Here is a 26126-nt window from a genome sequence, read left to right as displayed (position 1 = left end):
GACTTTGCGAAGTTGGGTGGCGATACAATATGGCTACATGCCTTACCTCCGCCCAATTTTGGTGGAGTGAGCCGCAGGCGAACGGTACCGCAAAGTCTCTGTTGTACGATGAAAGCCTCAAAAGCTGTCCTATTCTACTCCTAAATCTGCTAAATGTGCCGTCAACATTCTATCGATTGTGGCGAGATGTGGGGCTACTGCTGGATCATACATAAATAATCCATCGCTTCCCCAATTATTTCTTATAAGTCCGCCCCATGGTTGTTTCTCCTCTGATGGTCCCAGAATAGCAAGTAATTTAAAATAACTTTTTCCGTTAGGTTCACCATCGACAATTTTAGCTCTTTCCCACACTCTGGTTACCAACCCCTCAGTTAATTGAATAGCAATAAGTGGCTTTCTTGTTATTGTTTCTTCATCTGCTGGGCGGCAAGTCGGGAATTCATCTTCTAATAAGCGAAAGGTAAATAGTCCGTCTTTTTCTTTTGGCCATTTTGTTGGGAGTTGCCCGCCGTCAAAAAGTACATTTGCATTACACCTTTCTTTGTCATCTTGTAGTTCTCTTGATTGAAATTCTAGATATTGGAGAGAGCGAACACTAAAATTCTCGAATTCCATTTGTTCAATACCTCCTTCGGCTGCAATTGCTGATTCAATTCTGGTTCGTGTGTTATGTTGAGTTGTTGCACATGCTGGAGCTATTATGGAAATTACAGCTCCTAAGACAACTGGGGAAACGATGGATTTGATTTTTTCTAGTACCATTGCTAAGTTTTATAAATTAATTATTATATATACAAAATCTACTATGTCAATAGCAACTCTCGTAATTTCTTACGAATCTGCCGGCTAACGTTCCAGAATATGCGATGTTTGCCAGTGGTATAATTGCACGAAGTGCTTACCACTGGCAAATATTGGTGGAGGCTTGCGGAGGTACGGAGCAAGCCGTAACCGCATACGCAGTGTTAGCTGATGTATTCCTTTTCTTTTCCGACGATAGTCGGTTGTTTTAAAAAATTTTCAAATTTCTTTTTCCGTTTTGGGTGGCGGGCAGAGGGGAACAAAAGGGGTGAATGACCGCCACCCAAAACACCTATTTATGGTTTGAGGGAGGGGCAAGAGGGGAACAAAAGGGGTGAATTGCCCCGACCTCAAACACCTTATTCTATTTAGGTTTAATCCTCTTATTTAGGAAATGGGTGGAATCATTTACGTCGAGATATACCCCAAGCCAGTATAAACTATTAATTAGCTCATCATACTCTTGTATATCGCAAAAACTAGGTCTATATGCGTTTTTATGGATAGTATCATTTCTTGTTTTATTAATTGTGGTTTTTTCTAACACGCAAAAGCTTTTAGCTCTTTTGTCTTCTTTGAGTTTTTTTAACGTTGCTAACTTGTTTGTTCTCTCATCATCAAAAATATGTAGAAAAAGTGCTCGCAAATTGTCAAACGTGGTCTTTTTGTATTGGGTTTTATTCTTCAGCCCATTTTTTGTAATGTCACTGATTTTGCTATTGCAAAACTCTTCGTAAATTTGATTGTAAGCTTCTGCACCAACTTGCTTATTATGGGAAAAATGGCCCTCCTGATCACGATAATCAGTATTATAGTCAATAAGTTTGTTAATTATTGCTTGGTGCATAAATGCTTCACAAGCTTGGCACAAGGCTAGAATGTAAAGACCGTATTTTTTGCTTTTCATCAAAATGGGCAGATCATCTATAAACCATCTGTATTTTGCAGCTGTCACCAAATCGCCGGTTGCCCAAAAGGTTGTTTCGCATGTTTCACATTTGAGATTTTGCCCTGAAATTGGCATTATACTTTTAAGATCAGAGACTCTGTTAAAAATACACTCAATTTTGCACTTGGGGCAGTCTACGACGACATTCTCGTATGTTGCTTCTTTGATTTGTGCGGTTATTTTCCTCATGATTTCTTTTTGCCAGCTAAGAATTTGTCCAAGGCTTCAAATGAATTGAATATATTTGAAGGGGATAGCTCGAAAATAATAGCTATCAATTGCTCTGTTAGCCTGATGAACATTACCATTTCATCATAGTCAATCTGCTCTGTTTTCTTTCCGAAATGAATTAGGCGATTCCTTGTTTTGTTTATTTTCTGAATATTTTTTCTAGCCGTTTCATCAATGTTTTTCAAAAAATATTCATTCAAAATGAAGGCTATTTTCTTATCGCCACTCATTTGCTCAATTGCTTTATTATCAAGCCATTTACGATTTTTGATTGCAAAAATATGTTCCCATATTGTCCAGCATGAAATAAAGGAGGTTTCAATAATTTGCCTTTGCATGGCAGATTTAAACAGAAATAAAAAATACCCACCTTCATATTCATTTTGCCATTTTTTGCTTGAAATAAGATCGAGTACTTTGTTTATGGTATTTTCAAATCCAATGTTAATTTGGTGATAATCAAAAACCGGAATGCCTTTCATTTCCGTCTCGGTTTTTAACTCTCCTGTATCTACATGTTTCCACCGAGAGTCATATTTGATTGAACAGGCTAGTTGACCGCCATACTGGTGTATTCTGTGGTCGCTAATTATCGCAATGTTATCGCTATCTTCCCAGTCCTTTTTAAAAACATTCCTGTCTGTAAAAATCGTTAGTAAGAATAAAACATCGTCAAGCTGTGTTAATTTTGTGTTTCCAAACGGCAAAATACACCCTTTTTCTTTTTGAGGAATTTCTACAATTGCTGTGATTTGGTGAGAACCGACTTTAATTTGCGTGTTGAATTCGCTGCCTGATGAATTTACTAAGCACATCATGCCATCAAAGGCTTCTTTGTAGTTTTTTACTCTTTTGAATATGTAATCTCCAATTTTGAGTTCTTCTATATATGGGGGAAATTCTAAATTGAAAATTTGTGTTATTTTTTCCTCATCCATAATTAAAGTGTCTTTAAATTCGTCAAAACCTCCTCCACATTCCCATTGTGAACCAAGAAGAAATGGAGTTTGCTCTTGCCGAGCTTTACCCATTCGTCGGCAATTTCAACTTTGTATCCCGTGTCTTCGTTGCTGATTCTGTCTTCGCCTTTCCATTCAAGGGCAACGATGTTGCCTTTTTTGGTGAGCGCGACAAAGTCGGGGTAAAATTTGCCTTTCTTCCAGCCTTGAATAAAGAAGGGGTCTTGTTTTTCACGATTGCGAACCCAAAATGCAACATTCGGCAGGCTATCAAGGTCTAGGCGTTCGACAAAACTCAATTCCTCTTTGTTCAGCTTGTCGATTTTCTCGTAGTAATTTTTATTGAACTCTTGCGGTATTTCCTCTTTGAGTGTGATAGTTTCTGGAAAATTATCAAAAGTCTTGGTCGTAATTTTCTTTTTGGCTACAAACTCAACAAAACGCTTTTTTGCGTATGCTTCTAGCACGCTGTTTATGGCTTCATTCAGACGATCAAGGAATAGATAACGATTAACAGAAAGCTCGGCTAAAGATTTCTGCTTTAGCTGATAATCAACGGCTTTATCAATGAATTTTACCTTGTTCGGTTTATCAAGCAGGGTGAAACGGAGCTTTTTATCAAGCCATTGCACCAATTCCTGTTTTGAAAAGTTTTTGTCTCTGTATGTAAGATTGAGAATTTGCTGTTTGCCTTTATGCCACTTGTTGTCGTCCTCAATATCAATTATGGCTCGACCGTCATTGTCGTAATGAATTTCAAAGTCAAATTCGGCGTTTTGTTTCGCGAGTTCAAAATCTTCGCCGATCAGTTCTTCAAAAGTTAGTTTTTCGTTCTCTAAACTCATCATCGGAATGGCAAAATCCTTTTTCACTGCTCGATTTACTTCTTTCGGGTCTTTGGCTGTATCGCCGTTTGATGAAGAACCAATTAGATCCAGCTTGCTGTAGCCATTTCTCTCAAGTCCTGAAATGATATTGCTAGCGGCTTCATTGAAATTTTTAGCGGAAGCAAAAATATAGGAGCGGTTTAATGCTTCGTTCTTCTTTCTCTTTGCGTAAGGCATGCGGATAATACGTCCGATGATCTGTTCAACGGCTATTTTTGCCCCTACATTGGCAACGGAGATCAAAACATAGGCAAAAGAACAATCCCAACCCTCAGCAAGCGCGCTAACAGTTATGATGTAGCGGATTTTGCATTTCTTGTTAAATAAATCTATGCCCTCTAAATCGTTTCGGTCTGATGTTTTGATTGCGATTTCCTCCTCGGAGATTTTGGCGGAAAGCAAATATTCTTTGATCTGCTCAACCGTTACATTGTTTTGCGTTTTACTCTTTGGCTGAGCTTGGATTAGGGCAATAGGGCGGATATAATCTCCAGTATTTTTTTTACTGTCTTTTTCAAGTTCAGCTCGTTTTTCAAGACCGCGAGCAACAGCGTTTTGCCATTGGGCAGAGCTTTCGAGTACAAGCGGAATTTTCACCATTTGCTCATCTTTGAGTTCGGCAGGGGAAATATCTACTAAAATGTTACTGCCGGCGCGTGGTGTTGCGGTGTATTCAATGACAAAACTTGGGTTGAGGCTGTTTAGAAAATCTATTGAGAGTTCAGTTTTTGTTTTGTGTCCCTCATCAATTACGACAAGGGGATTACTCATACGGATGACATTTGCGAGCGAGTTTATAATTGTGCCTTCCTCGTCTTTTTCCAGATCATCTCGGCCGTCCAGATTTTCAAAATGGCTCAAGAGTGCGCCGTTTTCCTGATAAACCTTGTATTTCTTTTGTAGTGTTTTCTCTTTACGGAAAGCTTCTAAGCTGGAAATGATAATACAAAGATTGTCCTGTACATCCTCCTTTCTAATTCTCAGAGCTTCCTCGTTTGAAAAAATTCGCACGCCGTTTTGAAACGCTTCGTCTAAGACTTGTCTGTGCCAATCGTTGCGATCTTTAAATTTTTTGAGAGTTTGAGACTTAATCGCTTCGGACGGAACAAACCACATCACTATGCCTCTATCCATTTTGTGTTTGAGTGCAGAGCGCATGATTTCGTTGAGGGCATGGCAGCCTACAAGTGTTTTACCTCCGCCTGTAGGTATTTTTACGCAGACAAATGGAACATCATTAAAATATTCTGAGTGATAAACATCCTCTTTAAGCTCTATATATGCACGTTTAGCAGTCCCTACCTGATCTAGGAAAAACAGGTAACTGTTGATGATTTCAATTGCTTTAACTTGGTAATTTTTGAGTTCCATAATTAGTAAATTTTAACTTCGTAAGGGATTTGCTTAAAGACGATATTCTGTTTTCCAAGTGTGGCTTCGTCGAGCAAACACTTATCGGCGTAAATAACCTTTTTACTGTCGTTCTTTTTTAGTTTTTTCAAGAAAGATTTGTTCAACACATTTTCGCCTTTTTCTTTGTAAATCAGATAATACTCAGTTTCCGCGTATTCGCCGATATAATTTGCCGATACTTTGGCAGGGTCAATATTTGTTTGCGTTTCGGTAAAGTAAATGTAGGTTGCGAATTGATCGAAGTCGCATGTGTCTTCGATTTGACCTTCTTCGTCAAAAAGCGGTTTGCTGAGTTCGCAATATTCAAAACCGTCTTTATAATCGTATTGTTTGATTGCTCGCTTTACTCGTTCGGCTGTGATGTCTTTTGCAACTTTATCGTCCATTTCTATTAGTACAAATTTTCTGCTTCCTTCATCCGATTTGTTCAGCTTTAAAACTGCGTGTGCTGTTGTGCCAGAGCCAGCAAACGAGTCTAGGATAATGTCATTTTTGTTTGTAAAAATATCTAAAAGGTCGGCCGCAAAGGTTACTGGTTTTGGATTTTCAAATTGATAACCTAATTGTTTTTGCAAAGAATCATCACTACCTCCAAAGCTAATCAATGAAGTAAGGTTTTGACTCATATTTTCTTCAAGCAAGTATTTTCGCTCTGGTTGTTTCTTGTGGTCTTCTCCGAAAAGAATATATCCTTGCTCCAAAAGCTGTTGCATTGTTGAACTAGGATAGCGCCAACCTCGTGACGGCAAGGGGCATTCTTTTTTTGTTTTTGGATGAATCAAAGGTATCCAATAATCATCAGGAGCTTTGCTCTTGTTTGGCCATGCCATTGAAACTCCACGATAAACTTTTCCCTTTGGATCAATGAATCGGTAGGCTTTCTCTCCCCCTGTAAAATCTTGTTTCTTCATCCAGACTTGGAACTCGTTATTTATGTCTTGTAAAGTGAAGATTTTAGACTGTTTTTCTAAAAATTCTTTGGGGAAATCATACTCTTTAGCTAATTTTTTAATGTCTTCTGGTAAATCCTTTTTACCCAATTTGGAAAATAGATTATTTGCTTTCTTGATAATTTCTTTTGCATTTGCTTTTTTCACTGAGAAACTGCCCCTGATGTTTTCAATGTTTTTCGCGAAAAGGATTATACTTTCGTGTTGGTAGGAAACTTTTTGAGAATCACCTTTTGGGTTCCGTTTATCCCAAACAATAGTTCCAAGATCATTACTTTCGCCAAATATCTCATCCATTAGGATTTTTAGATGAGTAACTTCATTTTCATCAATGTGAATAATTGCAAGTCCGTCATCGCTTAATAGGCTGTGGATGAGTTTAATTCGTGGATACATCATACAAAGCCATTTGTCATGACGACACAGATCTTCTGAATCTCTACCCACTACTTTCCCAAGCCATTTTTTGATTTTCGGAGAATTTACTTTGTCGTTATAAACCCAGCCCTCATTTCCCGTATTATATGGGGGATCAATATAGACGCATTTTACCTTTCCGATATAAAAAGGCATTATAGCTTTCAATGCCTCAAGATTGTCGCCATGGATAATCAAATTTTGAGAATTGCCTACAGAAGATGACTTAACTTTTTTGAGTAACCGAAAAGGAACCTCTTTGTCGTGGTTTATTACTGCGTCTTTTCCGATCCAGTTTAATGTAGGCATAAGTTAATTTTGGTTTGACTTCCGCTGTATTATAGCGCGTTAGCGTTAGTTATAAAATAAGGTTTTCGGAGCGACCAGCGGGAGCGGAGAAAACACCATATTTCCCCTTATAAAAAAGAAAAAGAAATTTGAAAATTTTTTAAAACAATTGGGCGATAGCCCAAAAAAGAAAAGGAATATTTCAGCTAACTCGCTTTTAGGCGAGATATTTGAAGGGGCTTTTTCTTTTTTGTACGCTTTTTTGTGTTAGTGGGCAAGCTTTTTTATGTTTTGTAAAGTATAAAAGCGAGTTGTGGGGGTGGTGGTGGGTGGAGTGATGGTTAGATGGTGAAAATGGTTTTTAGGTTTTTGCCTTTGAGGTGGACGGAAATTACTTTTTCACCGGATGGGGAGATTATTAGGTAATCTCCGATATTGGGTTTGTTTGTAGGGTTGAGTAATTCGGCGATTTGTTCGAAGTTTGTGATGTCAGTAGTTTGGAGAGGAGAGGTTTTTATTATCTCTCGGATAGTTCCGGGGAGTAGGAATATTTGTTTTAGGGTTTTATTTGACTGGAGAGTTTGGAGTTTTTTGATTAATTCGGTGTAACTTCCGCCTTTGTGATTCGCCCCGAGGACGATTGAAAATGTTGAATTTGGGAATGCCTCGAGAGCGAGGATTGTTGAGATTGGAGTTGTGGAGCTTAGGTCGTTTACAATTTTTATGCCGTGAGTTTCACCGATTATCTCGAGGCGTTTTTCGACTGGTTTGAATGATTGAATAGCTGATTTTATTTCAGAATTTGAAAGGCTGATTTGTTGATTTGATTTGAGCACTTTTATGACGTTTAGTGCTGCGTATAGATTTTCTAAATTATGTGCGCCCGGGAGGGCAAGGTCTGATTTTTTCAGTTCGAATTCTTCAAGGATTTTTTCATCGTTAAACCAGATTGGTTTAGAATTTGATTTGAGATTTTGATCTACATATTTTTTTGTAGCTTCGTCTTTGTTGTTTAATATGACGGTTTTTGCTGAAGTGATTTCCAATTTATTTTTTGCGTATTCCTCGAAGCTGTCATGCTCATCCAGATGGTTTTCAGTTATATTGGTTACGACTGCGAGGTCAGGCCTACTTTCACCTAGGAGTTTTAATTGTCTGTTTGAAATTTCAAGTACGAGTATGTCTTTTGAATTGGATTTTGTAAGTTCGTTTAGAGATTGAATTTCCGAATCTATGTTTCCGGCGATGAGGACTTGGCGCTTGTGTGTTGAGGCTAAAATATGGTGGATGAGTGAGGTCGTTGTCGTTTTTCCGTTCGTGCCAGTGATTCCGATCGTTGTGCCTGGAAATAAATCGAGATAAAGATTTATTATTGTTTTAAATGGAATATTTTTTTCTTTGGCGTTTTTTAATTTTGGAAAATTAAATTCGTATTTGTACCAAGCTTGTCCTGCAAAAATTAAGTCTGCCGCTTCGATATCTGTAAGGTATGAATCTTTGAAATGTTTAATGAGTTTTGGTTCATTTATAATTTTGAGCCTCGCTTTTCTTTGGTCTGTACTTAGGCCTGAATTGAATTTTGCAAAGTTTTTTATAAAATCTTTTTTATCACAAAAATCATGCGCAGTTATATTTGTGCATCCGTTTTGCCATAAAAACTCAATAATAGCAGAGCCCTCAACTCCGCTTAAACCAACGATGTGTACGTTTAAATTTTTTAGATGCATATGATATGGTTGCTTCGTTCCTTATTCGCATCCTCAAGCTCGTGTTCACTCGCGAGGTGCGTGGCATATTAGATTCTCTTAATATCAGTTAGACGGTAGCTTGCAAGGATTGCATCTAGCTTTTCGATTCGTACTTTTTTATTTTTTAAACAAGCGTGAATTATGAGTTGTTCTTTCGGGTCAAGTAGCAGCCCGACGTGATTGGTGCGTTTGATTTTTTCTATAAAGAAAAATAAATCTCCAATGTTAGCTTTTACAATTGATACTTTTTTCCCAAGTTCGGCTTGGCTTTCTGAATGTTTCGGAAGTAAAACTGACGAGCTCTCAAGAAGGATTCTTTGTACCAGCCCGGAGCAATCGATTCCTTTATGAGTTACCCCACCCCAGAGATATGGCGTGTCGAGATAACTGTTTGCTACTTCTTTTAATCTTTTATAGTGGATAGCTTGTTTGTAAGTTGGGACGGTTAGATTTTTCACATCATTAACTTCAGATTTCCTTATCCAACCAAGGGTGTTGTCGAAGAGTTGGATCAGGATCCATCCATCATTTTTAGCAATCATTCTAAATGGAGGGTCTGATTTTAGGTATTGAGTCGCTCTATTTCTGTTGAGACTCGCTCGGCTTGCTTTGTCGAAATTCTTAAGTGGTCTTGAGTAAATATCTACAATATCATTTTTGCATGTACCGTATCCAAGAACTGGTGGCTCCCTTCTATCGCTCAAGACTTTGACTTGATTTAGAACTTGTCCGGAAAAATGTTTTTTAACTATTTTTTTTATATAATTTCTCTGACTTTCAAGTAACACCTCTCCTTCTACGAGGAGTCTTTTGCCTTCTTTTGCAAACGTAATATCAAAGATGGCAAACCCGTATTTTTTCTCGTATTCAGCCTTTATATCGAGTAGTTCTTTTTTGAGTTTATCCATGTTGTTTTAGGTTTTTGAAGGTTTCCTTCGTCAGCATACCAGTTAAAAAGAGCATTGTCCCGTAAATTATACCCCCGAGAGGAATTAAAAATAAAATGTTTTTGTTTTGCATGTCCATAAAGTTGTAGCTTGGATCCCGTAAAAAGTATATCACTAGCCCCATTACGGAGACTGAGAGAATAATTTTAAACAGTGGAATTAAGCTAATACGAACCTTTAATTGTGAATAACATACGATTGCCGCGATAAGCACAATTAGTAATTCGGAAGCAACTGAGGTGTAGGCGGCGCCTCTGGCGCCGAAACTTGGAATAATCAATAAATTTGCAATTACATTAAATATCGCCCCGGCTCCATTTATCCACAGGACTGTTTTTTGCCTTTCAGTTGCAACGAGTATGTAAGTAAACAATGTTGAAATATATGATCCAACGAGCGCGACAGTTAAAATTTGAAATGCAATATCAGACCCATAAAACCCTTCATCGACGCGGCTCAAGAATTCAGGACTTGAGATTATAAAAATTATTGGATAAGCGAGTATAAATCCACCGACTATAAGTGGGGCTCCCGCCATACTCAAAAAATTAAATGCAAATTGTATAACTCGGCTCGCTTCCTCGGCACTTTTTTTAAACGCACGAGTTAGCGTTGGAAGCGTCGCATTCATAAAGAAAAATGAAACTACAGTTAGCACTTCGAGTACCCTCATAGGTACGGCGTATATCCCAACTTCAGCCGGCCCCTTAAGCAGAAGCAAGAGGATCGAATCTATGCGAAAATATATTTGATTTAAAATAATAGCAGCACCATATGGGGCAGTCTTTACGATTATTTCTTTCCAATATGCGAAATCAAAACGAAGCTTAATTGGTACAAATTTACGAGCATAATAAAACGTGATTCCGGTAGTGACGATTCCACCGATAATCCCTGCGACGAATAGATGAATAAATCCGGTATCGATATTATTTGGATATGCGTACAAGATTGCGTAAGCGATATATCCGAGAGTTAGAACTTTTCCGATTAAAAATGCAGTAGTCGCTTTTCCCATTTTGAGAAATAGTTGCAATATCGAAGAAAGCGTTCCCGTCATCAATGTCATCAAAGTCACAAGGCTGGCAAATATCCCGGCTGATGGTATGCGAGTAACCGAATATTGCGGTATCAAAAACAATGCAACGACGGCGATTGTCATCATGACAACGGTCATAACTAATCTGATCGAAAGTATATTTCCAAAGATTTTTGAGAGCATTTTTTTGTCATTTTCGTAGTGTGCCATTTCACGTATAGCGATTGTAAAAATCCCCATATCCGCAAATATTGCAAAGAAACTCATGAATTCATAAGTAGATGCGTATTCTCCATACCCGGAAACTCCAAGATAATTTGAGATGAGTTTTACTATAATAACTGAAACAAGCCCGCTAGCGATACGCCCACCGAACTGATAAATCGTATTTAAAATTATGTTAAATTTTGGTGTCATTTTTTTAAATTTGTAACTCCGCCATAATTGGCAGATGATCAGATCCGATACTTGGTCCAACATTCATATTCTTCACCATTATCATTGGACTTACAAGTATATGATCTATTGGTAATTTTATTGGGTGCTTATGTACAAGAAAACTTGGGATTAAATCCGTGATTTTTTTTCTTTCTCTCGGTTGGAAACTTTTATGATTCGCTTTGCCAAATGGCCACGTACCCTTGACGCCATATCCTTTTCTGGAATTTTTTAACCCGGAATCTTTGATGAGCTTTTTGTAAGCGCTTGCCCACATTGTTACGTTGAAATCACCACAAACCACAACCGGATAAATACCGGCTTGTGCGATTTCGGCGACACTCTTGAATACTCGATTTCTACTTTTTAGCATTGGCGTGTCAAATGGTGGAACCGGATGTATTGTAATAATTTTTATAATTTTCCCATCGATTTTTATATCTGAAGCGAGGAGAGGAGTATTAAATTCTTTTTCGGTTATTATTTCTTTATTTTTAATTTCAAATTTACTTAAAATCCCTATCCCAAATTGATTGCCCGGATCTTCGATAAATTGATATGGATAGAGTTTTTTTAGTGGACTTAGTGCCTTGATCCATTTTTCATTTAATTCTTGCAAAAGGAGAATGTCAGGGTTTTGTTTGAGTACGAAATCAATGAGCGCCTTTGCGTTATGATTATTAAATTGAACGTTTATTGACGTTATCGATATGGATTTTTTTCTGCTCTTTTTTGATTTAGGTTTTATATACCATGGTAGGACTTCCAGTGAATTTATAATTGCTGAAACGGCAATCAGCGCTATAACAATTTTATTTGGATGAATAAAAGCAAATGGCGCAATCCCCCCGGCCGCAAGTAAAAAATGCACTCTGAAATGGCTGATCAAATCAAATAAAGCATTTAGATTTCCCAGATAACTAATTACTGTTACAAACAGTAGGCAGACCGATGAAAATAGAAGTATGTCCATAATATTAGCGTGTCACTTTTTCCGTTTTTATGTTAAAATAGCTTTGATACTTAACCCCACATTATGCAGGAACTCAAGGATAAATTAGGATACCTTTTAAATGAAGTAGAAGAGGCGATTGTTTTTATCGATTTGCCAAAGATGGAAGAGAGGATAGGGGGGATGGAATCCCAGACTATGGATGAGGATTTTTGGAATGATCAAAAGAATGCTCAGAAAGTTACAACTCAGTTAAATCATCTTCTCAAAAAGAAAGAATTTTGGTTGGGGTTGAGATTGAGAGCAAATGAACTTTTGGAATTACTTCAGATGTATTTTGAAGAGAATGATGATTCTGAAAAAGATAAAAAGCAGATGCATGAAGACACAGCAAAATTGGAAAAAGATATCAAGCACGCATCAATTGAGCTTTATATGAATGGAGAGTACGACGAAGGGAATGCCATAGTCTCTATTTATTCCGGAGCCGGTGGTACGGACGCTCAAGACTGGGTAGCTATGTTGCTTCGTATGTATTTGCGATATGCAGAAAAAAAAGAATACAAAACAACTATTTTGCACCAAACCGATGGTGACCCCGAAGGGATAAAACATGTCACTATCTTGGTTGAGGGGCCGCTTGCATTTGGACATTTCAAAGAAGAAAAAGGTGTTCATAGATTGGTTCGGCTTTCACCATTTAATTCCGGAAATACTCGCGAAACCTCGTTTGGCTTGGTTGAAGTGGTGCCGGAAATAGATACTGACATTGAAAGTTTAGTTATTGATGAAAAAGATTTGCGAATAGATACTTATCGTTCCAGTGGCGCCGGTGGGCAGCATGTTAACACTTCGGATTCGGCAGTGCGCCTAACCCATCTCCCAACGGGGATAGTTACGTCTTGTCAAAATGAACGCTCTCAGCATCAAAACAAAGAGCGTGCGATGGCGCAATTGCGTGGTAAACTCGTGGCTTTGATAGAAGAACAGCAAGTCGAAAAAATTGATCAACTCAAAGGGAATCTTGGCAAAAACGAATGGGGTCATCAAATTCGTTCATATGTTTTGCATCCATACAAAATGGTAAAAGACCTGCGTACAAAATGGGAAACTTCACAAGTCGAGGATGTACTCAATGGAGATCTTGACGATGTTATCGAGGCGGGACTTCGTGCAAAAGAATAATCATGGATCTTTCTTGCAACAGCTTTTGACAGGAAAAATAAGACTAATTGATAAGTAAGGCGGATTAGCAAATGATAAGTAATAATATTAAATCCGCGCAAAATAGTTGCATTCACAAGGTGATTTCTATAAAGTAGTGATAAGTAATAAAATTTACACTAGAAAGTATGACAAGTGACAATTTAACAATCAATATCCCCGACCCTTCTTGGGGCAGTCAACTCGCCAATATAATCCTGGATCTGGAAAAACTGCGTTCAAAAAATCTCCACGGAGAACTTCCTCCCCATATTTTTTTTCAGCTCAAAGATGTTTTTCAGATATTAGAAACTTTGGGTTCAGCAAGAATTGAAGGTAATAACACCACTCTTGCGGAGTATGTTGAAAAAATCATCGAAAAAAAGACCAAGAAAGATGAAGGACAAAGGGAAGTTCTCAATCTTGATGAAGCAATAAAGTTTATCGAAGACAATGCTGACGAAGAAAGACCTCTTTCCAGAGCTTTTATTTTAGAACTTCACAAAATCATTACCAAGGATCTCACGCCACCACCAAATGGTGAGGGGTCAAGGAATCCGGGAAATTTGCGGAAGCATAATGTTCAAATCAAAAAGGCACAGCATACACCGCCTGACTATACGGTTCTTCCGGATTATTTTGATGAATTCTTGAAGTTTATAAATACAGCTTTTCCTGAACAATACCAGCTTCTGATGGTTGCGCTTGCGCATCATCGCTTTGCTTATATCCATCCATTTGACAACGGGAATGGAAGAATAGGGCGACTTCTTAATTACGCCCTACTTATTAAGCTCGGGTTTAGGGTGAAAAATGGCAGGATCATCAATCCTTCATCAGTTTTTTATACAGATAGAGATAAATATTACGATATGTTGGGAAAGGCTGATTCACTCAAGAGCGCCGATATTTTGGAATGGGCGGAGTATTTTCTTACGGGGCTAAAAAATGAAATTGAAAAAATAGACAGTTTGCTCAGTCGTGAATATACACAGGAAAAAATCCTTCTTCCTGCATTGAATTTCGCCTTGGATCGGGGAAATATTACCGAGCAGGAATTTAGTATTCTAAAATATCTCGTTCTTAAAAAGGAAATTCAGATGAAATCGGAGGAATTAGATGAGTTTGGCATAAAAAGCTCACTTCAAAAATCACGCATAATGGCAAAACTACGAGATAAAAACATTATCCATCCAATCAAGAAAGGGGGGCGAATTTATACCATCAGTTTCATAAACAATTATCTTCTTCGCGGTGTGATAAAAAGCCTGACCGATGAAGGTTTCATATCTGATTTTTTGAATAAAAACTAAGGGATAAATTTACATCCGGATAACAGCGTGTATGCGGTTCATTATTTCACCAAGAGTTTTTGAAATATTTTGTAAATTCCCAAGCCATTTTGAAAATTGAGCGTTGAGTGTTTGCGATGTCTTCATTTTCTATAATGATTCCAACCAGGTCGTGCTTGAGTGATATGATTGAGATTTTATCATCGTAGATGTTGATTTCGTTTGAGAAATCAAAAAGGTCATTAGGGACTAGGCGGATATCTCTGTAAGATTTTTCGTTCTCTTGAACCACCTTGAGTCCACATTCATCATTTATAGCGATTCCTCGGAGAAATATTTTTCTCTTAATTCTTTCCGTAATATATTCATCGTCATATTCCGGCCAAATTTTGCGTATTAATTCGGAGCTGGCGTAATTTAATATTTCTGATTTTGCAGTTAGTGTGTCAGCATAAACTTGTTTTATACCATTTATACCTTCGAAGTATTCGATCTTTGGATGGTCTGTTTTGGATGAGAGTTTTTTTAGTAGTGGCAGGGCTTTTTCAAGGTTTTTCAACTTATCTTTTGAACGGTTCACAAATGATTTTGGATCCAGGGCGGCGTACATTTTTTGATTATCTTTGATGACCAATGAAACTAGCCCATGTTCAAGTAGCCGTTCTAAAACATCGTAAGTAGTTACTCTGTTGAGGCCGCATTTTTTTGCTATTACGGAAACTTTATTATTTCCCACTTCGAGACTTGCTAAATACACTCGAGCTTCTTTTTCAGATAAACCGATGTCTTGAATGATTTTGCGAAGGTTTGCCATATGCGTCAATGCTAAATTGTTGTAGGAAATTCCGACAAGATGAGTTTAGTGCCTTTTGGTTTTGTGTGCAAGTGGAGCTTTAACAGTTGTTAGCAAAAGCTTCAGGTGTTTTTGGCAATGAAATTCCGGCTTGTACACGTCTTATTATAGGCATATATCAATAATGTTTTATATTTCTTTAACATAAATAATATGAGTCCAATAGATATGGTATCTTCATTAAAAGCTGCTCTCAGCGGCGGTGGGTTAAAGGGTATGGGAGATTCCGATCTTGCATTTGAGCAACTGATCAAAGGTTTGGAAGATTACAAGGCTAGTCACAAAACAGGAGGTCTTACAAATTTCCTTGAACTTTCTTATGAAGAATTGAAAGAAAAAAATCTCTCTATGAAGAGAGATAAGGAGGCTTCTCCGTCCTTAGAATATTTTGAAGAAAAACTTACAAATGAGCTTCGCGAAATGCCAAGTGTAAAAGCAGTTATGGTTTGTTTTTCAGACCTTGAAGGTAAACTTCATATTCTCGATTATGATAAAGAATTTATTTTGAAGTCTTATGATAATTTAACTTTTGATGGATCTTCAATCACTGGATTTACAGCTCTTGCGAATTCAGATTTGAGGTTAAAAGTTGATTGGTCATCGCTCAAATGGATTCCATCAGATGTATTTGGAGCCGGTAAAGTGCTTGTGTTTGGATTTGTGTGTGATAAAGATGGCTCTCTCTATGGATCAGATTACCGTGCAGAGCTTTATACCCTTTCAGAAAAACTTCGAGTTGAGCAGGGAGTAACTGTAAATGTTGCTCCGGAAATCGAAGGATTTCTTTTTGAAGGAGTGGATGCTGAGCAGAATTTCAAAGAAAATGGTGGATTTCATTATGCGACGAAGGGTGGGTATTTTAATACCTTACCTCAGGATAAACTTAGAAAATTTATAGATAAAGTTGCAGAGGTGCAGAGGGCACTTGGGTTTGAAAATGAAAAAGATCATCCGGAGGTTGCGCCGTCTCAATTTGAGATAAACTTTAAATATACGGACGTCGTGACTACAGCGGATCAGATTCTCCTCTACAAGCTTACGGCGCGACAAGTAGCCAAATCTATGGGGTATACAGCATGCTTTCTACCGAAACCAATCGCCGGAATCAATGGAAGTGGAATGCACACAAATATGTCCTTTATGAAGGATGGAAAAAATATTTTTTATAGTGAACAGGGCGACATGCTTCTTTCTTCGGTCGCTCATAGGTGTATAACCGGAGTCTTGTATTACGCACCGGGGCTGTGTCTTATCATAAATCCTAGCGTGAATGCGTACCGCCGCCTTGATCCGAATTTCGAAGCTCCGAACGCAATTAAAGTGTCTGCGGTCGATCGTGGATCTATGATTCGTGTGCCACTTGGGAATGAAAAATCAGCCCGCATAGAAGTGCGGAGCGTTGCTCCGGATGTGAATCCATACCTTGCATTTTATGCGATCCTAAGCGCGGGACTCGCTGGAATAGAGGCGAGTGAGCAAAAGCTCGATGAAATGAATAGAGGGCTAATTACACGCGATAGAAAGGTGCTTCCGGGAACTATTTATGAAGCGCTTGATCTATATGATGGAAGTGAATTTATAGAAAAAATTCTTGGCATTGAAAACAAAGAAAAATATGGCGAATTAAAACGTGAGGTTGCCATGCGTAGCCCTCAAACACTTGGCACTCAGGTGAAACCGGCTGAAGTTTTGTTTCATCATGAAATCAGAAACCAAGTAATTTGGGAGGAATTTTAGGCCTTCGTAGGTTTAAATAGCTAGTGAATTAGTTGAAGCTATAATTTTTCAATAAAATTATGCTTCCTTCCTCTCGCATTGTTTCATAATATTTTTGATCGGCTGTGACAAATATGCCTTTTTCTAAAATTGCAAGAGCATGGTAGCTTGCATCATAAAATGAAATTTTTGGATATTTTTCCATGAGCTTACATGCCATTAAAGCATTTCTATTGGTTAGGCGAACTTCTAAAATATCTGACATTCTTAACTCAGAAAAAAAGCGTAAGGCTCCGGCGCTTGCCTTTCTGGCCATAACGTTGCATATTTCCCAGTAAAAATGACTCGGAACGATGATATCTATCAAGTCGTGTTTATATAAATTTCGCAAATGCATGGCGATCTCAGAATCTTCTTCGTTTAGAAGCCATTTTATTGCTACTGAAGAATCAATTATACATTTCTTATTACTTCCGCCCATAATTTTTTAATTTAATTATCTCTTCAGTTGTCATCTTCAAATTCAATTCTTTTTTTAATTTATCCATTTCTTTGAAAGCAATTTCTCGTTTTAATAGTGATATAGCTTTTTCTAAAGCTGCATTTACAAAATCACTTCTTTTGCCGCTATCTACGAACCCTTCCAGCTCGGTAAGTATTTCGTATCTGATCATAAAGTTAACCTTTTTGCTTTTAGATTTTTTTTCCATATTTATGGGGTGAAATTGTTACACCCTAATCTTACCCCTTATTTTATCGGATTACAAGTTTGAAATATTTTTGGAAGGGCATTGACAGGTCTTCATTGTTTATTCAGTAGCTGGTGTCGTAGTATAGAGCTGGTCGAAGCCTTCCGGCTTTTCTATTTTCCCTAGGCGATCGTCGAATCTTACTTCGATAGTGGCGTCTTTTGAAAAACCATAACTGTCGAAAGCTCGCACTGTGATGTTGCGCTTAGAACCGTTGGCAGCCGTTACCGGAGGCCGAATACTACCTATGTAAGGGGCGGCTTTGTCTTGGAATTGTAGTTGGTCTCCGAGGTAAAATTCTACATTTGATATCCCATTTGGTGAAGTTGCATATACGTAAACTTGAAATGGTTTGAATGGTACTTCTCCAAAATCAAATGGTGCTAAAATTGTAATAGTTGGGTCGACTTCGAATTCTCGTTGATAGTCATCATCGCAAACTTCTTTTGGAATTAGCATATCGTTTTCTTCCGCCCAAGTGTCGACCCCTGCTTGCCAACCGGGGAAGTCTCCAAATAAAGTTTCGTGCAGCTCCATATCTCTTTCTACTTTGTTTTGGATAGGGCAGTGTTCAGTCCAAAGTTTTTTTGTCTTTGAATCTATCGCTACTTTCATAAATTTATCTTCAACTTGTGTTGGGATCGCATATGAAGCAAATAAATCTTCAACTATCGATTCTTCAGGTGTTGATTCCGGATTGGCAAGTAGTCCTGAGGCGCTGCTTACGCTTACCTTTGTTATACCGTATGGAGTTTGAAAAGATGTTGGTGTAAGGCCTTTTTCTTTTGCTAAATATTCGTGAGCGCCTACCATGAATTTTTTCCACATAGGAGCCGCTGTGTCGTATCCGTTCGCATTCCATCTCATTACAGAGCCGTCTGTATTTCCGGCCCAAACTCCAGCTACTATTTCATTTGTGTAGCCCATTGCCAAAGTATTGCTAGGGAGAATTTTATCGTCCCCCCTAAAGTCAGGAGTTCCATTGTCAAAACGTTTATTGCTCGTTCCGGTTTTTGCCGCATTTGGCCATCCCGGGATGGTTAGGTTTGGGCCGAGCCTATTCGTTGTATCTGATAAGATATTTGTAATTAAATAAGCCGCCTGTGGATCTAGAGCAAATTCTTCATTTGAGACGCTACTTGGATTTGATGGCGGGTCAAATTCCGGAATCGGTTCAGGAGTTAATTCTGTTAAATTATCAGGGCCATCAAGTTCAATCTCTTCACCTATTATATTTCCAAATTCTACAGGTGGATCAGATTCCCTAACCTTGGCTACTTCAATTTCTTCCAAAATTTCACCTTCATTATTTTCTATTTTTAAAATCATTATCGGGTCTTTGTGAACTCCGTAATTTGCCATAGTCATGAATCCCTCAACTAGACTTGAGAATTTCACTTCTGCGGAGCCGAGCGCTAGCGAGGATCCGTGTTCCGTTGCTCCATCCAAAAATTCAATTCCCATTTTTTCCGCTAATTCCACTATAGGTTCTTGTACTCCAATCAAGAAATATGTCTTTACCGCAGTTACATTTCTAGATTGAGCGAGGGCGCGCCGAACAGGAATTGGACCGGTAAATAATCCATCATAATTATCAACAACATGCTGCTCTCCACCAAATTTTGTAGGGACGTCATATAGAACTGTAGCCGGTTGGAGTAGGCCGCGAGCGAATGCGAGCGCATAAACAAACGGTTTAAATGAAGACCCGGGCTGGATATAACTGGTAGCCATATTTACACTTCCATCAATATCTTCATCAAAATAATCTGCCGATCCAACCATAGCAAGAACCTCTCCGGTTGAACGATCGAATGCCATTAGTGCCGCGTTACCGGCATCATAATTTGTTATATTAAATTCATGTCTTTCTTGAATCGCCTCTTCAGCGAGTTTCTGTAATTCATTATCCAGAGTCGTATAAACTTTAAGCCCACCTTGTTCAAGTACTTCTTTGCCATATTGATTTTCAAGAACTTGCTTTATGTACAAAACAAAATGTGGGGCAAGTATGTTTTCTCTAGCACGAGTGAACTCTTTGTTCCAAGATTCTTCAAGCGCACTTTGCGATTTTTCAGCGGTAATATATCCAAGATCTGTCATACGTTGGAGTACCAGGTCGGTACGACCTTTTATATATATTACATTTGGACCAAGTTTTGCAGTAAGTGGAGTTGAGCGTAATTTCCTCACAACCTCTTCGTTTTCAGGGGCCGTGTCCTCACTCACCGCCTCCGCCGCCTCGCCTTCTTTTGTCGCGGCCTCTATGGCGATACTCTGATCTAAATATACGACTGTACCAAGTAGCCCACGAATGAATTCATTATTTAAGTCTGATTCCGATTCTATGTTTCCACGCTTCAGTTCTTTTTCCGAAAAAGTTTTTAGTAATTTTGGATATCGATAGTCCCCATATGGAGAATATCTCGTAGGGGCATTTGGAAGAGACGCAAGGATAGTTGCTTCCGCTAAAGTTAAATCTTTAGCCTCTTTATTGAAATATGTTTTTGCAGCAAGCTCTATCCCGTATGCATTGGATCCATATGGAATACTATTTAGGTATAGCTCCATAATTTCTTCTTTGTTGAAAACATTTTCTAATTTTACAGCGAGAATAAGCTCGCGGAACTTCCTTGAAATAGTACGCTCAGGTGAGAGTAGGGTGTTTTTTATATATTGTTGAGTGATAGTCGAGCCTCCGCGAGCCCTTACAGTTGGCAAAAATTGAGAAACGATCGCCTTGAGGAGCCTTTCTGCATCGAATCCATTGTGGTCATAAAATCTGTCATCTTCAATCGCAATAGTTGCCAAGACTATGTATTTGTAACCATCTGAAGTTGTACATAGATCAGCTTCTTTTCTACATTTTCCTTTTTTGAACGCAGGGTTTTCCCGATCGAATAATTTTATAGATTCTCTGTTTTCATCTCCATGAATTGCATATAGCTCCTCTCCATTTCTATCATATATAAATGTACTTTGAGACTCTCTGTATTGATCCAAATTTTTTACATCAGGAAGTCCTATTGAAAAATATACCACCATAAGAAAAAACAAAACTATTCCAAATAGTGGCCCACCTAAACATATTAAAAGTATCCATTTTTTTATATTTACATCTCTCCGGTTTTTATTTCCAAATGTTCTCCAATTTAAACTTTCCGGAATAAATATTTTTTTCCATTTGAGCTTTTTTGGAAATGATTTCAGCAATGAATCACTATTTTTTTTAGCCTCTCCTTTGGTTGCACCAATTTTTTTAGTTTCGAAATTGTTGTTCATAATTTTTTTTATAGACCACGAATTTCACCACCCTGTTTTATCAATTGGTCGAATATCTTTTTTTGTATATCCGCCATATCCGTATCTGTGAGAGTTCTTTCATCTGAGTGCATCAAAATTTTAAATGCCAATGATTTTTTACCATTTGGTAAATTACTTCCTTGATATATATCAAATAGTTCAATTTGTTTTATTAGCTTCCCACCTTGATTTCTTATTGTTTTTTCAACCTCAGAGGTCTCCGTCTTTTCATCTAGAACTACAGAAATATCAAAACTTAGACTTGGCAGTTTTGACAGAGCTTTGTATGATATTTCATCGAGTCCGGAAGCGATAATTTGACTGAAATTTACTTCAAATATTGCCGGTGGAGTTTCGATTTGATATTTTTTTGCAACGATTGGGTGCAGTGTAAATACATGCCCTATGCTTTTGCCACGATATTTTATTTCTAAACATTTATTAGGATGAGAGTAGGCCGGTGGATTTGACGTTTTTACTAATTGGTACTTTTCAGCCCCAAGTTTTTTGAGAAACGTCTCAAGCGCCCCCTTGGCATCATAGAACAATTCATCCAGAGGTCCCGACTTCTTCTTTTTCCCCTTTTCAGCAAACATTGCACATAGATATTTTTCTTCTATTGGCATGTATCCATTCTCAATATATGTTCGTCCGAATTCAAAAATTCTTACAGCATCTTGGTATTTTAAATTTAAATATACGGCTTTTAACATATTTGGAACGAGCGTTACCCTCATATGGGTCTGATCTTCTGATAGATAATTATCTACTCGAAGATGCCTCGCCTCATCTAGCATGCAGAAATTTACATCTTTTTCCGAGTAAAACGAATAACTTAGGATCTCGCTGCAATTTAGCCCTAGTGCAAGTATCTTTCGAGCGATATGTTTCTGAGCCCTTTCGGGAAAATCTCTTGGCGGAAGGATAGGAAGGGGTGGAAGACTGGCCTCGATATTTTCATATCCGTGCATACGCGCTATCTCCTCGATCAAATCTTCCGCTATATCCACGTCTTTGGTCGCACGCCAAGAGGGCACTTTTACATTAAGTACTTTGCCTTTTTTGACGGTGAACCCTAGTCGTGTGAGCGAATCAATCATTTCTTTTTCATCTATATCCGCCCCGATTACTTTTTTTACAATAGACGGATCCAATTTAATTTCTATATTTGGGACTTTGTATTCATCAAATTCAATAAGCCCACCTTCGAATTTTGCATTTGGGCACAGCTCATTTATTAGCTGACAAGCTCGTATCAGGGCTTGCTTGGCAAACAGCGGATCAAGACTCTTTTCGAACCTTTGAACGGCGTCAGTGCGAAGCCCGTGGTATGTACTTGTTCGTCTAACGGTAACGGCATCAAAATTCGCCGCTTCTAAAATTATTTCAGTTGTTTCGTCTTTTATTTCAGAATTCACCCCTCCCATAACTCCGGCAAGGCCGAGTACCTTTTTGGAGTTTGCAATTACCAAATCAGTATCTAATAATTCTCTTTCTTTATGATCTAGCGTTTCTAGTTTTTCACCTTTTTTTGCAAATCGAGCTTCCAAGAAATCCTCTGCGACAAAACTTCTATCGTAGGCATGCATAGGCTGCCCAAGCTCGAGCATTACATAGTTTGTAATGTCTACTATATTATTTACAGGGCGAACACCTGCAGCTTGTAGAAGTGATTTTATCCACTGTGGAGACTCTTCTATTTTTACATTAGTTATTATAGCGCCTCCGAAATACGGACAAGCCTTTTTATCTTTTGAATTAATTTTTAGAGGACTTTTATCTTTCGGGAAATCAAATTTTTCATCTAGCGCCTTGAGTGGTTTTTTCATAATCGCCGCAAACTCCCGCGCAAAACCATAGTGCCCCCAAAGATCCGGTCGGTGAGTTAGGGACTTATTGTCTATTTCAAAAATGATGTCATCTTTATTTAGTGCTTTTGCAAGAGGAGTCCCGGGTTTTGCTTTCGTATCGCTTAAGTCTTTTATTCGAACGAATTTTTGACCCTCAGGATTATCGCATTCGAGACCTATCTCCTCACCTGCACAAATCATACCTTCGCTCAAAATCCCTCGTACTTTCGCATATTCAATTTTTACCAATTCACCCTCACCATGCCATTTTACTTTTGACCCTTTGTCAGCATAAGCAATTAACATTCCCTCTTTCAAATTTTGGCCACCGCATACGAGGGTTCTTTTTTCCTTCCCAACGCTTAATTCACATACCGATAACTTGTCAGCATCAGGATGCTTTTCAATTTTAGTTACTTCAGCAATGTACATATTTTCAAATAACTCTGCTTCATTTTCAACACTTTCAACCTCTGCCGTTCTGAGCGTGAGTAAGTTTCCCAGCTCTTTTGCATCAGATTCAGGTAGGTCTACGAATTTTTTTATCCAGTTGAGTGAGAGTTTCATTTATCTAAATTGTGTTACGAATCTGAGGTCTCCGCTGCGGAGGTTGCGGATGTCTTCTATTTTGTAGCGCATCATTAGGAGTCGGTCGAGGCCAAAGCCAAACGCCCATCCTTGGTATTTTTTTGAATCAATCCCTCCTGCTTCGAGGACTTTTGGGTGAACCATTCCGGATCCCATGAATTCTACCCAGCCTGTGTCTTTGCAGGTTCTACAACCCTTGCCATCACAAAGTAGGCATGAGAAGTCGAGTTCAAATCCCGGCTCTACAAATGGGAAATATCCCGGTCGAAACCTTACATTAACTTCTTTTTTGAAAAGTTTTGTTAAAAATTCTTTCATAACTCCTTTGAGAGAAGCGATTGAAATATTCTCATCAACGAGCAACCCCTCCACCTGATCAAATGAATGTTCATGTGTTGCGTCCAGAGCTTCATTACGGAAAACTCGCCCAGGTATGATTAGTCTGAGTGGAGCTCCATATTTTTGCATGTTTCGTATTTGTCCCGGCGATGTGTGAGTTCTAAGTACGAGTTTGCCGAATTCCGGATCAGCTTTTTTGTCTAGGAAAAATGTATCTTGCATATCACGTGCCGGATGATGACTTGGGATATTGAGCGCATCAAAATTGTAGTGTTCCGATTCAACCTCAAATCCGTCCGCGACCATAAACCCCATAGAATTAAATATTGTTTCCACTTCGGATTGTGTTTGCATTAGGGGGTGGATAGTTCCGGATACAGGGGCGCGGCCTGGCGCGCTTAAGTCTATCCAATCCTCTGCAAGTGACTTTTCTAATTCTTCTTTTTCAACTACGCTGCGGCGGAGCGCGAAGGCCGTTTCAAGTTCTATTTTTATTTCGTTTGCATACTTTCCTATAACCGGCTTTTCTTCTGCGGATAAATTTTTCATACCCGAAAGAACTTCTGTCATATCACCCTTTCGACCAAAGATCTTTACATCATACTCCTGAATACTATCGAGCGTATTCAGCTTTGGTAATGTTTCGAGGGCCTCCTTTTTTATTTTTTCGAGTTTATCTTTCATAGCGAAATCAAGGATATAGAATTGGCTCAAAAATGCAACTGAGGTTTTAAAAAAAATAACGAAAAAACCCCGCAGTATTTAATGTACTACGGGGCCTTATTCTTATAAAAGACTCTTCTAAAAAAGAAGGTTAGAGTTATCTAACTGCATCTTTTAGAGATTTACCAGCCTTGAAAGCAGGAACTTTCATAGCAGGAATCTTGATCTTTTGGCTTGGGTTCCTTGGATTAACTCCAGTTCGTGCTGCTCTGTGAGAAACACGGAAAGTACCGAAACCGGTAATAGTTACGTTGTTTCCCTTTTTAAGAGAAGCAGTAACTGCAGATAGAAGAGCATCTAGAGCTTCTCCAGCCGCTTTTTTAGTAATACCTGCTGCATCAGCCATAGCATTAACTAGATCCATTTTAGTCATAACCTTTTGGATTAGGAAATAATAAAAAACCGCACGGAATTATAGGCAACAATGCCTATACATTTCAAATGTTTTTTATTTATAGTCCTTTCTAAGCCAAAAAAATAAATATAATTACTGTCAATTCGTTTTTTTTGGCTTCTACCTGCGCATTATGACGAGTCAACCGCTTAGTCAAGCCATTTTACCGACATTTATCAGTCGCCTGTAACACACTTTTTTACCCGCGTAGTCAACCTTAAAACGACCCTTAAATGTCATTTTATTCGCTCAAAACAACGAATAATAGGATTTTTCATATTAAATTGTGGGATATAGGTAAAAAATAATTCCTATTTCTATTTAGTTTTGGCTCGCATCAGCTATTGAATGCAGTTTGCATTTTAACGCTCAAATCTATGTTTAAAAAAAGGCTTCCCTCCGCCATTAAACGAGCCTAAAAGTGTGCGACCGCACACTTTTGAAAGCTAGGAAACGGGTGGGAAAAGACGGTAGACGGAAAGGCTTAAAGGTACCGATGCCTAGTTCAGCGCACTTATTTCAGCAACAAAAAGTGCATGAATTCAAATCATTAACCACTTAAAAATATGAGAATAGGACATTTCTACTTGGTGAAACATAGGACATTTCTAAATTCTTTTCAGCGTCATTTATTCCCCTATCCGATTGACGAATGATGTGATTAAAAATAGAAATGGCTTGTTTGAGCCCTTGAACGGGGCTAAGAGTGTTCACGTGAACACTTTTGAGGATATCCATGATTATCTATCATAGCGTTTGAATTGGACGGATTTGAGTTAATATCGATATTAACGTTGGAAGGGATGACTTATCCGATTCTTATACTATTTTTAGTCAATCCACTTGAATGTTTTGAAAATTTCTTCTGCCATTTTCGGATCATCGGTTTGCTGCGAAATGCAGATTACGACTCTTTTCGGCTCACCGATTCCAAGAAAGTTTTCTTTCTCCGAGCAGAAGGCGTAGGCACCGACTCCATCATCACAACCTTCGCCAATACTTTGGCATTCGCGAGATGCTTGTGGATAGCCACATAAAGCGTCTCTACTTGGAGTATTCCCCATACCACGATCATCGTACACTTTACCCCAAAT

General features: G+C 38.3%; 20 protein-coding genes. 3 read left to right on the top strand and 17 right to left on the bottom strand.

Going from position 1 to position 26126, the window contains the following annotated elements; all coding sequences use genetic code 11:
• Window positions 1-129: 129 nt before the first annotated feature.
• From Q8P68_03835 to Q8P68_03795, 9 genes are all read right to left on the bottom strand, one after another.
• Complete coding sequence (locus Q8P68_03835; GenBank protein ID MDP4008294.1) at window positions 130-765, bottom strand: hypothetical protein; 636 nt, start codon at window positions 763-765, stop codon at window positions 130-132.
• 403 nt (window positions 766-1168) lie between these two features.
• Window positions 1169-1828: a hypothetical protein gene (locus Q8P68_03830; GenBank protein ID MDP4008293.1), complete on the bottom strand. Its 660-nt coding sequence runs from the start codon at window positions 1826-1828 to the stop codon at window positions 1169-1171.
• Window positions 1829-1938: 110 nt separating this feature from the next.
• Window positions 1939-2922 (bottom strand): hypothetical protein, encoded by a 984-nt coding sequence (locus Q8P68_03825; protein ID MDP4008292.1) that lies wholly within the window; start codon window positions 2920-2922, stop codon window positions 1939-1941.
• Window positions 2923-2924: 2 nt separating this feature from the next.
• Window positions 2925-5201, bottom strand: a complete 2277-nt coding sequence (locus Q8P68_03820; GenBank protein ID MDP4008291.1) for a DEAD/DEAH box helicase family protein — start codon at window positions 5199-5201, stop codon at window positions 2925-2927.
• Window positions 5202-5203: 2 nt separating this feature from the next.
• A complete protein-coding gene (locus tag Q8P68_03815) occupies window positions 5204-6919 on the bottom strand; it encodes a site-specific DNA-methyltransferase (GenBank protein MDP4008290.1) in 1716 nt (571 codons plus the stop codon).
• 320 nt (window positions 6920-7239) lie between these two features.
• Complete coding sequence (locus Q8P68_03810) at window positions 7240-8625, bottom strand: Mur ligase family protein (protein MDP4008289.1); 1386 nt, start codon at window positions 8623-8625, stop codon at window positions 7240-7242.
• 68 nt (window positions 8626-8693) lie between these two features.
• Entirely contained in the window at window positions 8694-9554 is an 861-nt protein-coding gene (locus Q8P68_03805; protein MDP4008288.1) for an NlpC/P60 family protein, read from the bottom strand.
• The gene (locus Q8P68_03800) at window positions 9547-11049 is read right to left on the bottom strand and encodes a flippase (GenBank protein ID MDP4008287.1); all 1503 of its coding nucleotides are present in this window, start codon (window positions 11047-11049) and stop codon (window positions 9547-9549) included. Before Q8P68_03800 ends, Q8P68_03805 begins: the two co-directional genes overlap by 8 nt.
• A gap of 4 nt (window positions 11050-11053) precedes the next feature.
• Window positions 11054-12043, bottom strand: coding sequence for an endonuclease/exonuclease/phosphatase family protein (locus Q8P68_03795; GenBank protein MDP4008286.1), 990 nt, complete (start codon window positions 12041-12043; stop codon window positions 11054-11056).
• A gap of 63 nt (window positions 12044-12106) precedes the next feature.
• On the opposite strand from Q8P68_03795, the gene prfB reads away from it, so the two are divergent.
• Together prfB and Q8P68_03785 are read left to right on the top strand one after the other, a co-directional pair.
• Window positions 12107-13207, top strand: a complete 1101-nt coding sequence (gene prfB, locus Q8P68_03790) for a peptide chain release factor 2 (GenBank protein ID MDP4008285.1) — start codon at window positions 12107-12109, stop codon at window positions 13205-13207.
• 167 nt (window positions 13208-13374) lie between these two features.
• On the top strand, window positions 13375-14538 hold the full coding sequence (locus Q8P68_03785) for a Fic family protein (GenBank protein MDP4008284.1): 1164 nt from the start codon (window positions 13375-13377) through the stop codon (window positions 14536-14538).
• 46 nt (window positions 14539-14584) lie between these two features.
• Here the strand turns inward: Q8P68_03785 and Q8P68_03780 are convergent, their stop codons facing one another.
• A complete protein-coding gene (locus Q8P68_03780) occupies window positions 14585-15331 on the bottom strand; it encodes a helix-turn-helix domain-containing protein (GenBank protein MDP4008283.1) in 747 nt (248 codons plus the stop codon).
• 192 nt (window positions 15332-15523) lie between these two features.
• Here Q8P68_03780 and Q8P68_03775 point away from each other — a divergent pair, with 192 nt between their 5' ends.
• Window positions 15524-17107, top strand: a complete 1584-nt coding sequence (locus tag Q8P68_03775) for a glutamine synthetase family protein (protein ID MDP4008282.1) — start codon at window positions 15524-15526, stop codon at window positions 17105-17107.
• 28 nt (window positions 17108-17135) lie between these two features.
• Here Q8P68_03775 and Q8P68_03770 read toward each other — a convergent pair whose 3' ends face one another.
• The 7 genes from Q8P68_03770 to Q8P68_03740 all read right to left on the bottom strand — a co-directional run.
• Window positions 17136-17567, bottom strand: a complete 432-nt coding sequence (locus tag Q8P68_03770; GenBank protein ID MDP4008281.1) for a type II toxin-antitoxin system VapC family toxin — start codon at window positions 17565-17567, stop codon at window positions 17136-17138.
• Window positions 17554-17796 (bottom strand): hypothetical protein, encoded by a 243-nt coding sequence (locus tag Q8P68_03765; GenBank protein MDP4008280.1) that lies wholly within the window; start codon window positions 17794-17796, stop codon window positions 17554-17556. Before Q8P68_03765 ends, Q8P68_03770 begins: the two co-directional genes overlap by 14 nt.
• A 99-nt stretch (window positions 17797-17895) precedes the next feature.
• Window positions 17896-21117 (bottom strand): transglycosylase domain-containing protein, encoded by a 3222-nt coding sequence (locus tag Q8P68_03760; protein MDP4008279.1) that lies wholly within the window; start codon window positions 21115-21117, stop codon window positions 17896-17898.
• An 8-nt stretch (window positions 21118-21125) separates the two neighbouring features.
• The gene (gene pheT, locus Q8P68_03755; GenBank protein MDP4008278.1) at window positions 21126-23555 is read right to left on the bottom strand and encodes a phenylalanine--tRNA ligase subunit beta; all 2430 of its coding nucleotides are present in this window, start codon (window positions 23553-23555) and stop codon (window positions 21126-21128) included.
• Entirely contained in the window at window positions 23556-24599 is a 1044-nt protein-coding gene (pheS, locus tag Q8P68_03750) for a phenylalanine--tRNA ligase subunit alpha (GenBank protein ID MDP4008277.1), read from the bottom strand.
• Window positions 24600-24735: 136 nt separating this feature from the next.
• Entirely contained in the window at window positions 24736-25011 is a 276-nt protein-coding gene (locus Q8P68_03745; protein ID MDP4008276.1) for an HU family DNA-binding protein, read from the bottom strand.
• 851 nt (window positions 25012-25862) lie between these two features.
• Window positions 25863-26126, bottom strand: a 264-nt coding sequence (locus tag Q8P68_03740; protein MDP4008275.1) for a hypothetical protein, incomplete at its 5' end; no start/stop codon positions are given.

This window comes from Candidatus Peregrinibacteria bacterium, from assembly GCA_030700255.1.
GTDB lineage: Bacteria > Patescibacteriota > Gracilibacteria > UBA1369 > JABINC01 > JABINC01.
This window is presented reverse-complemented; position numbering and strand designations above follow the sequence as displayed.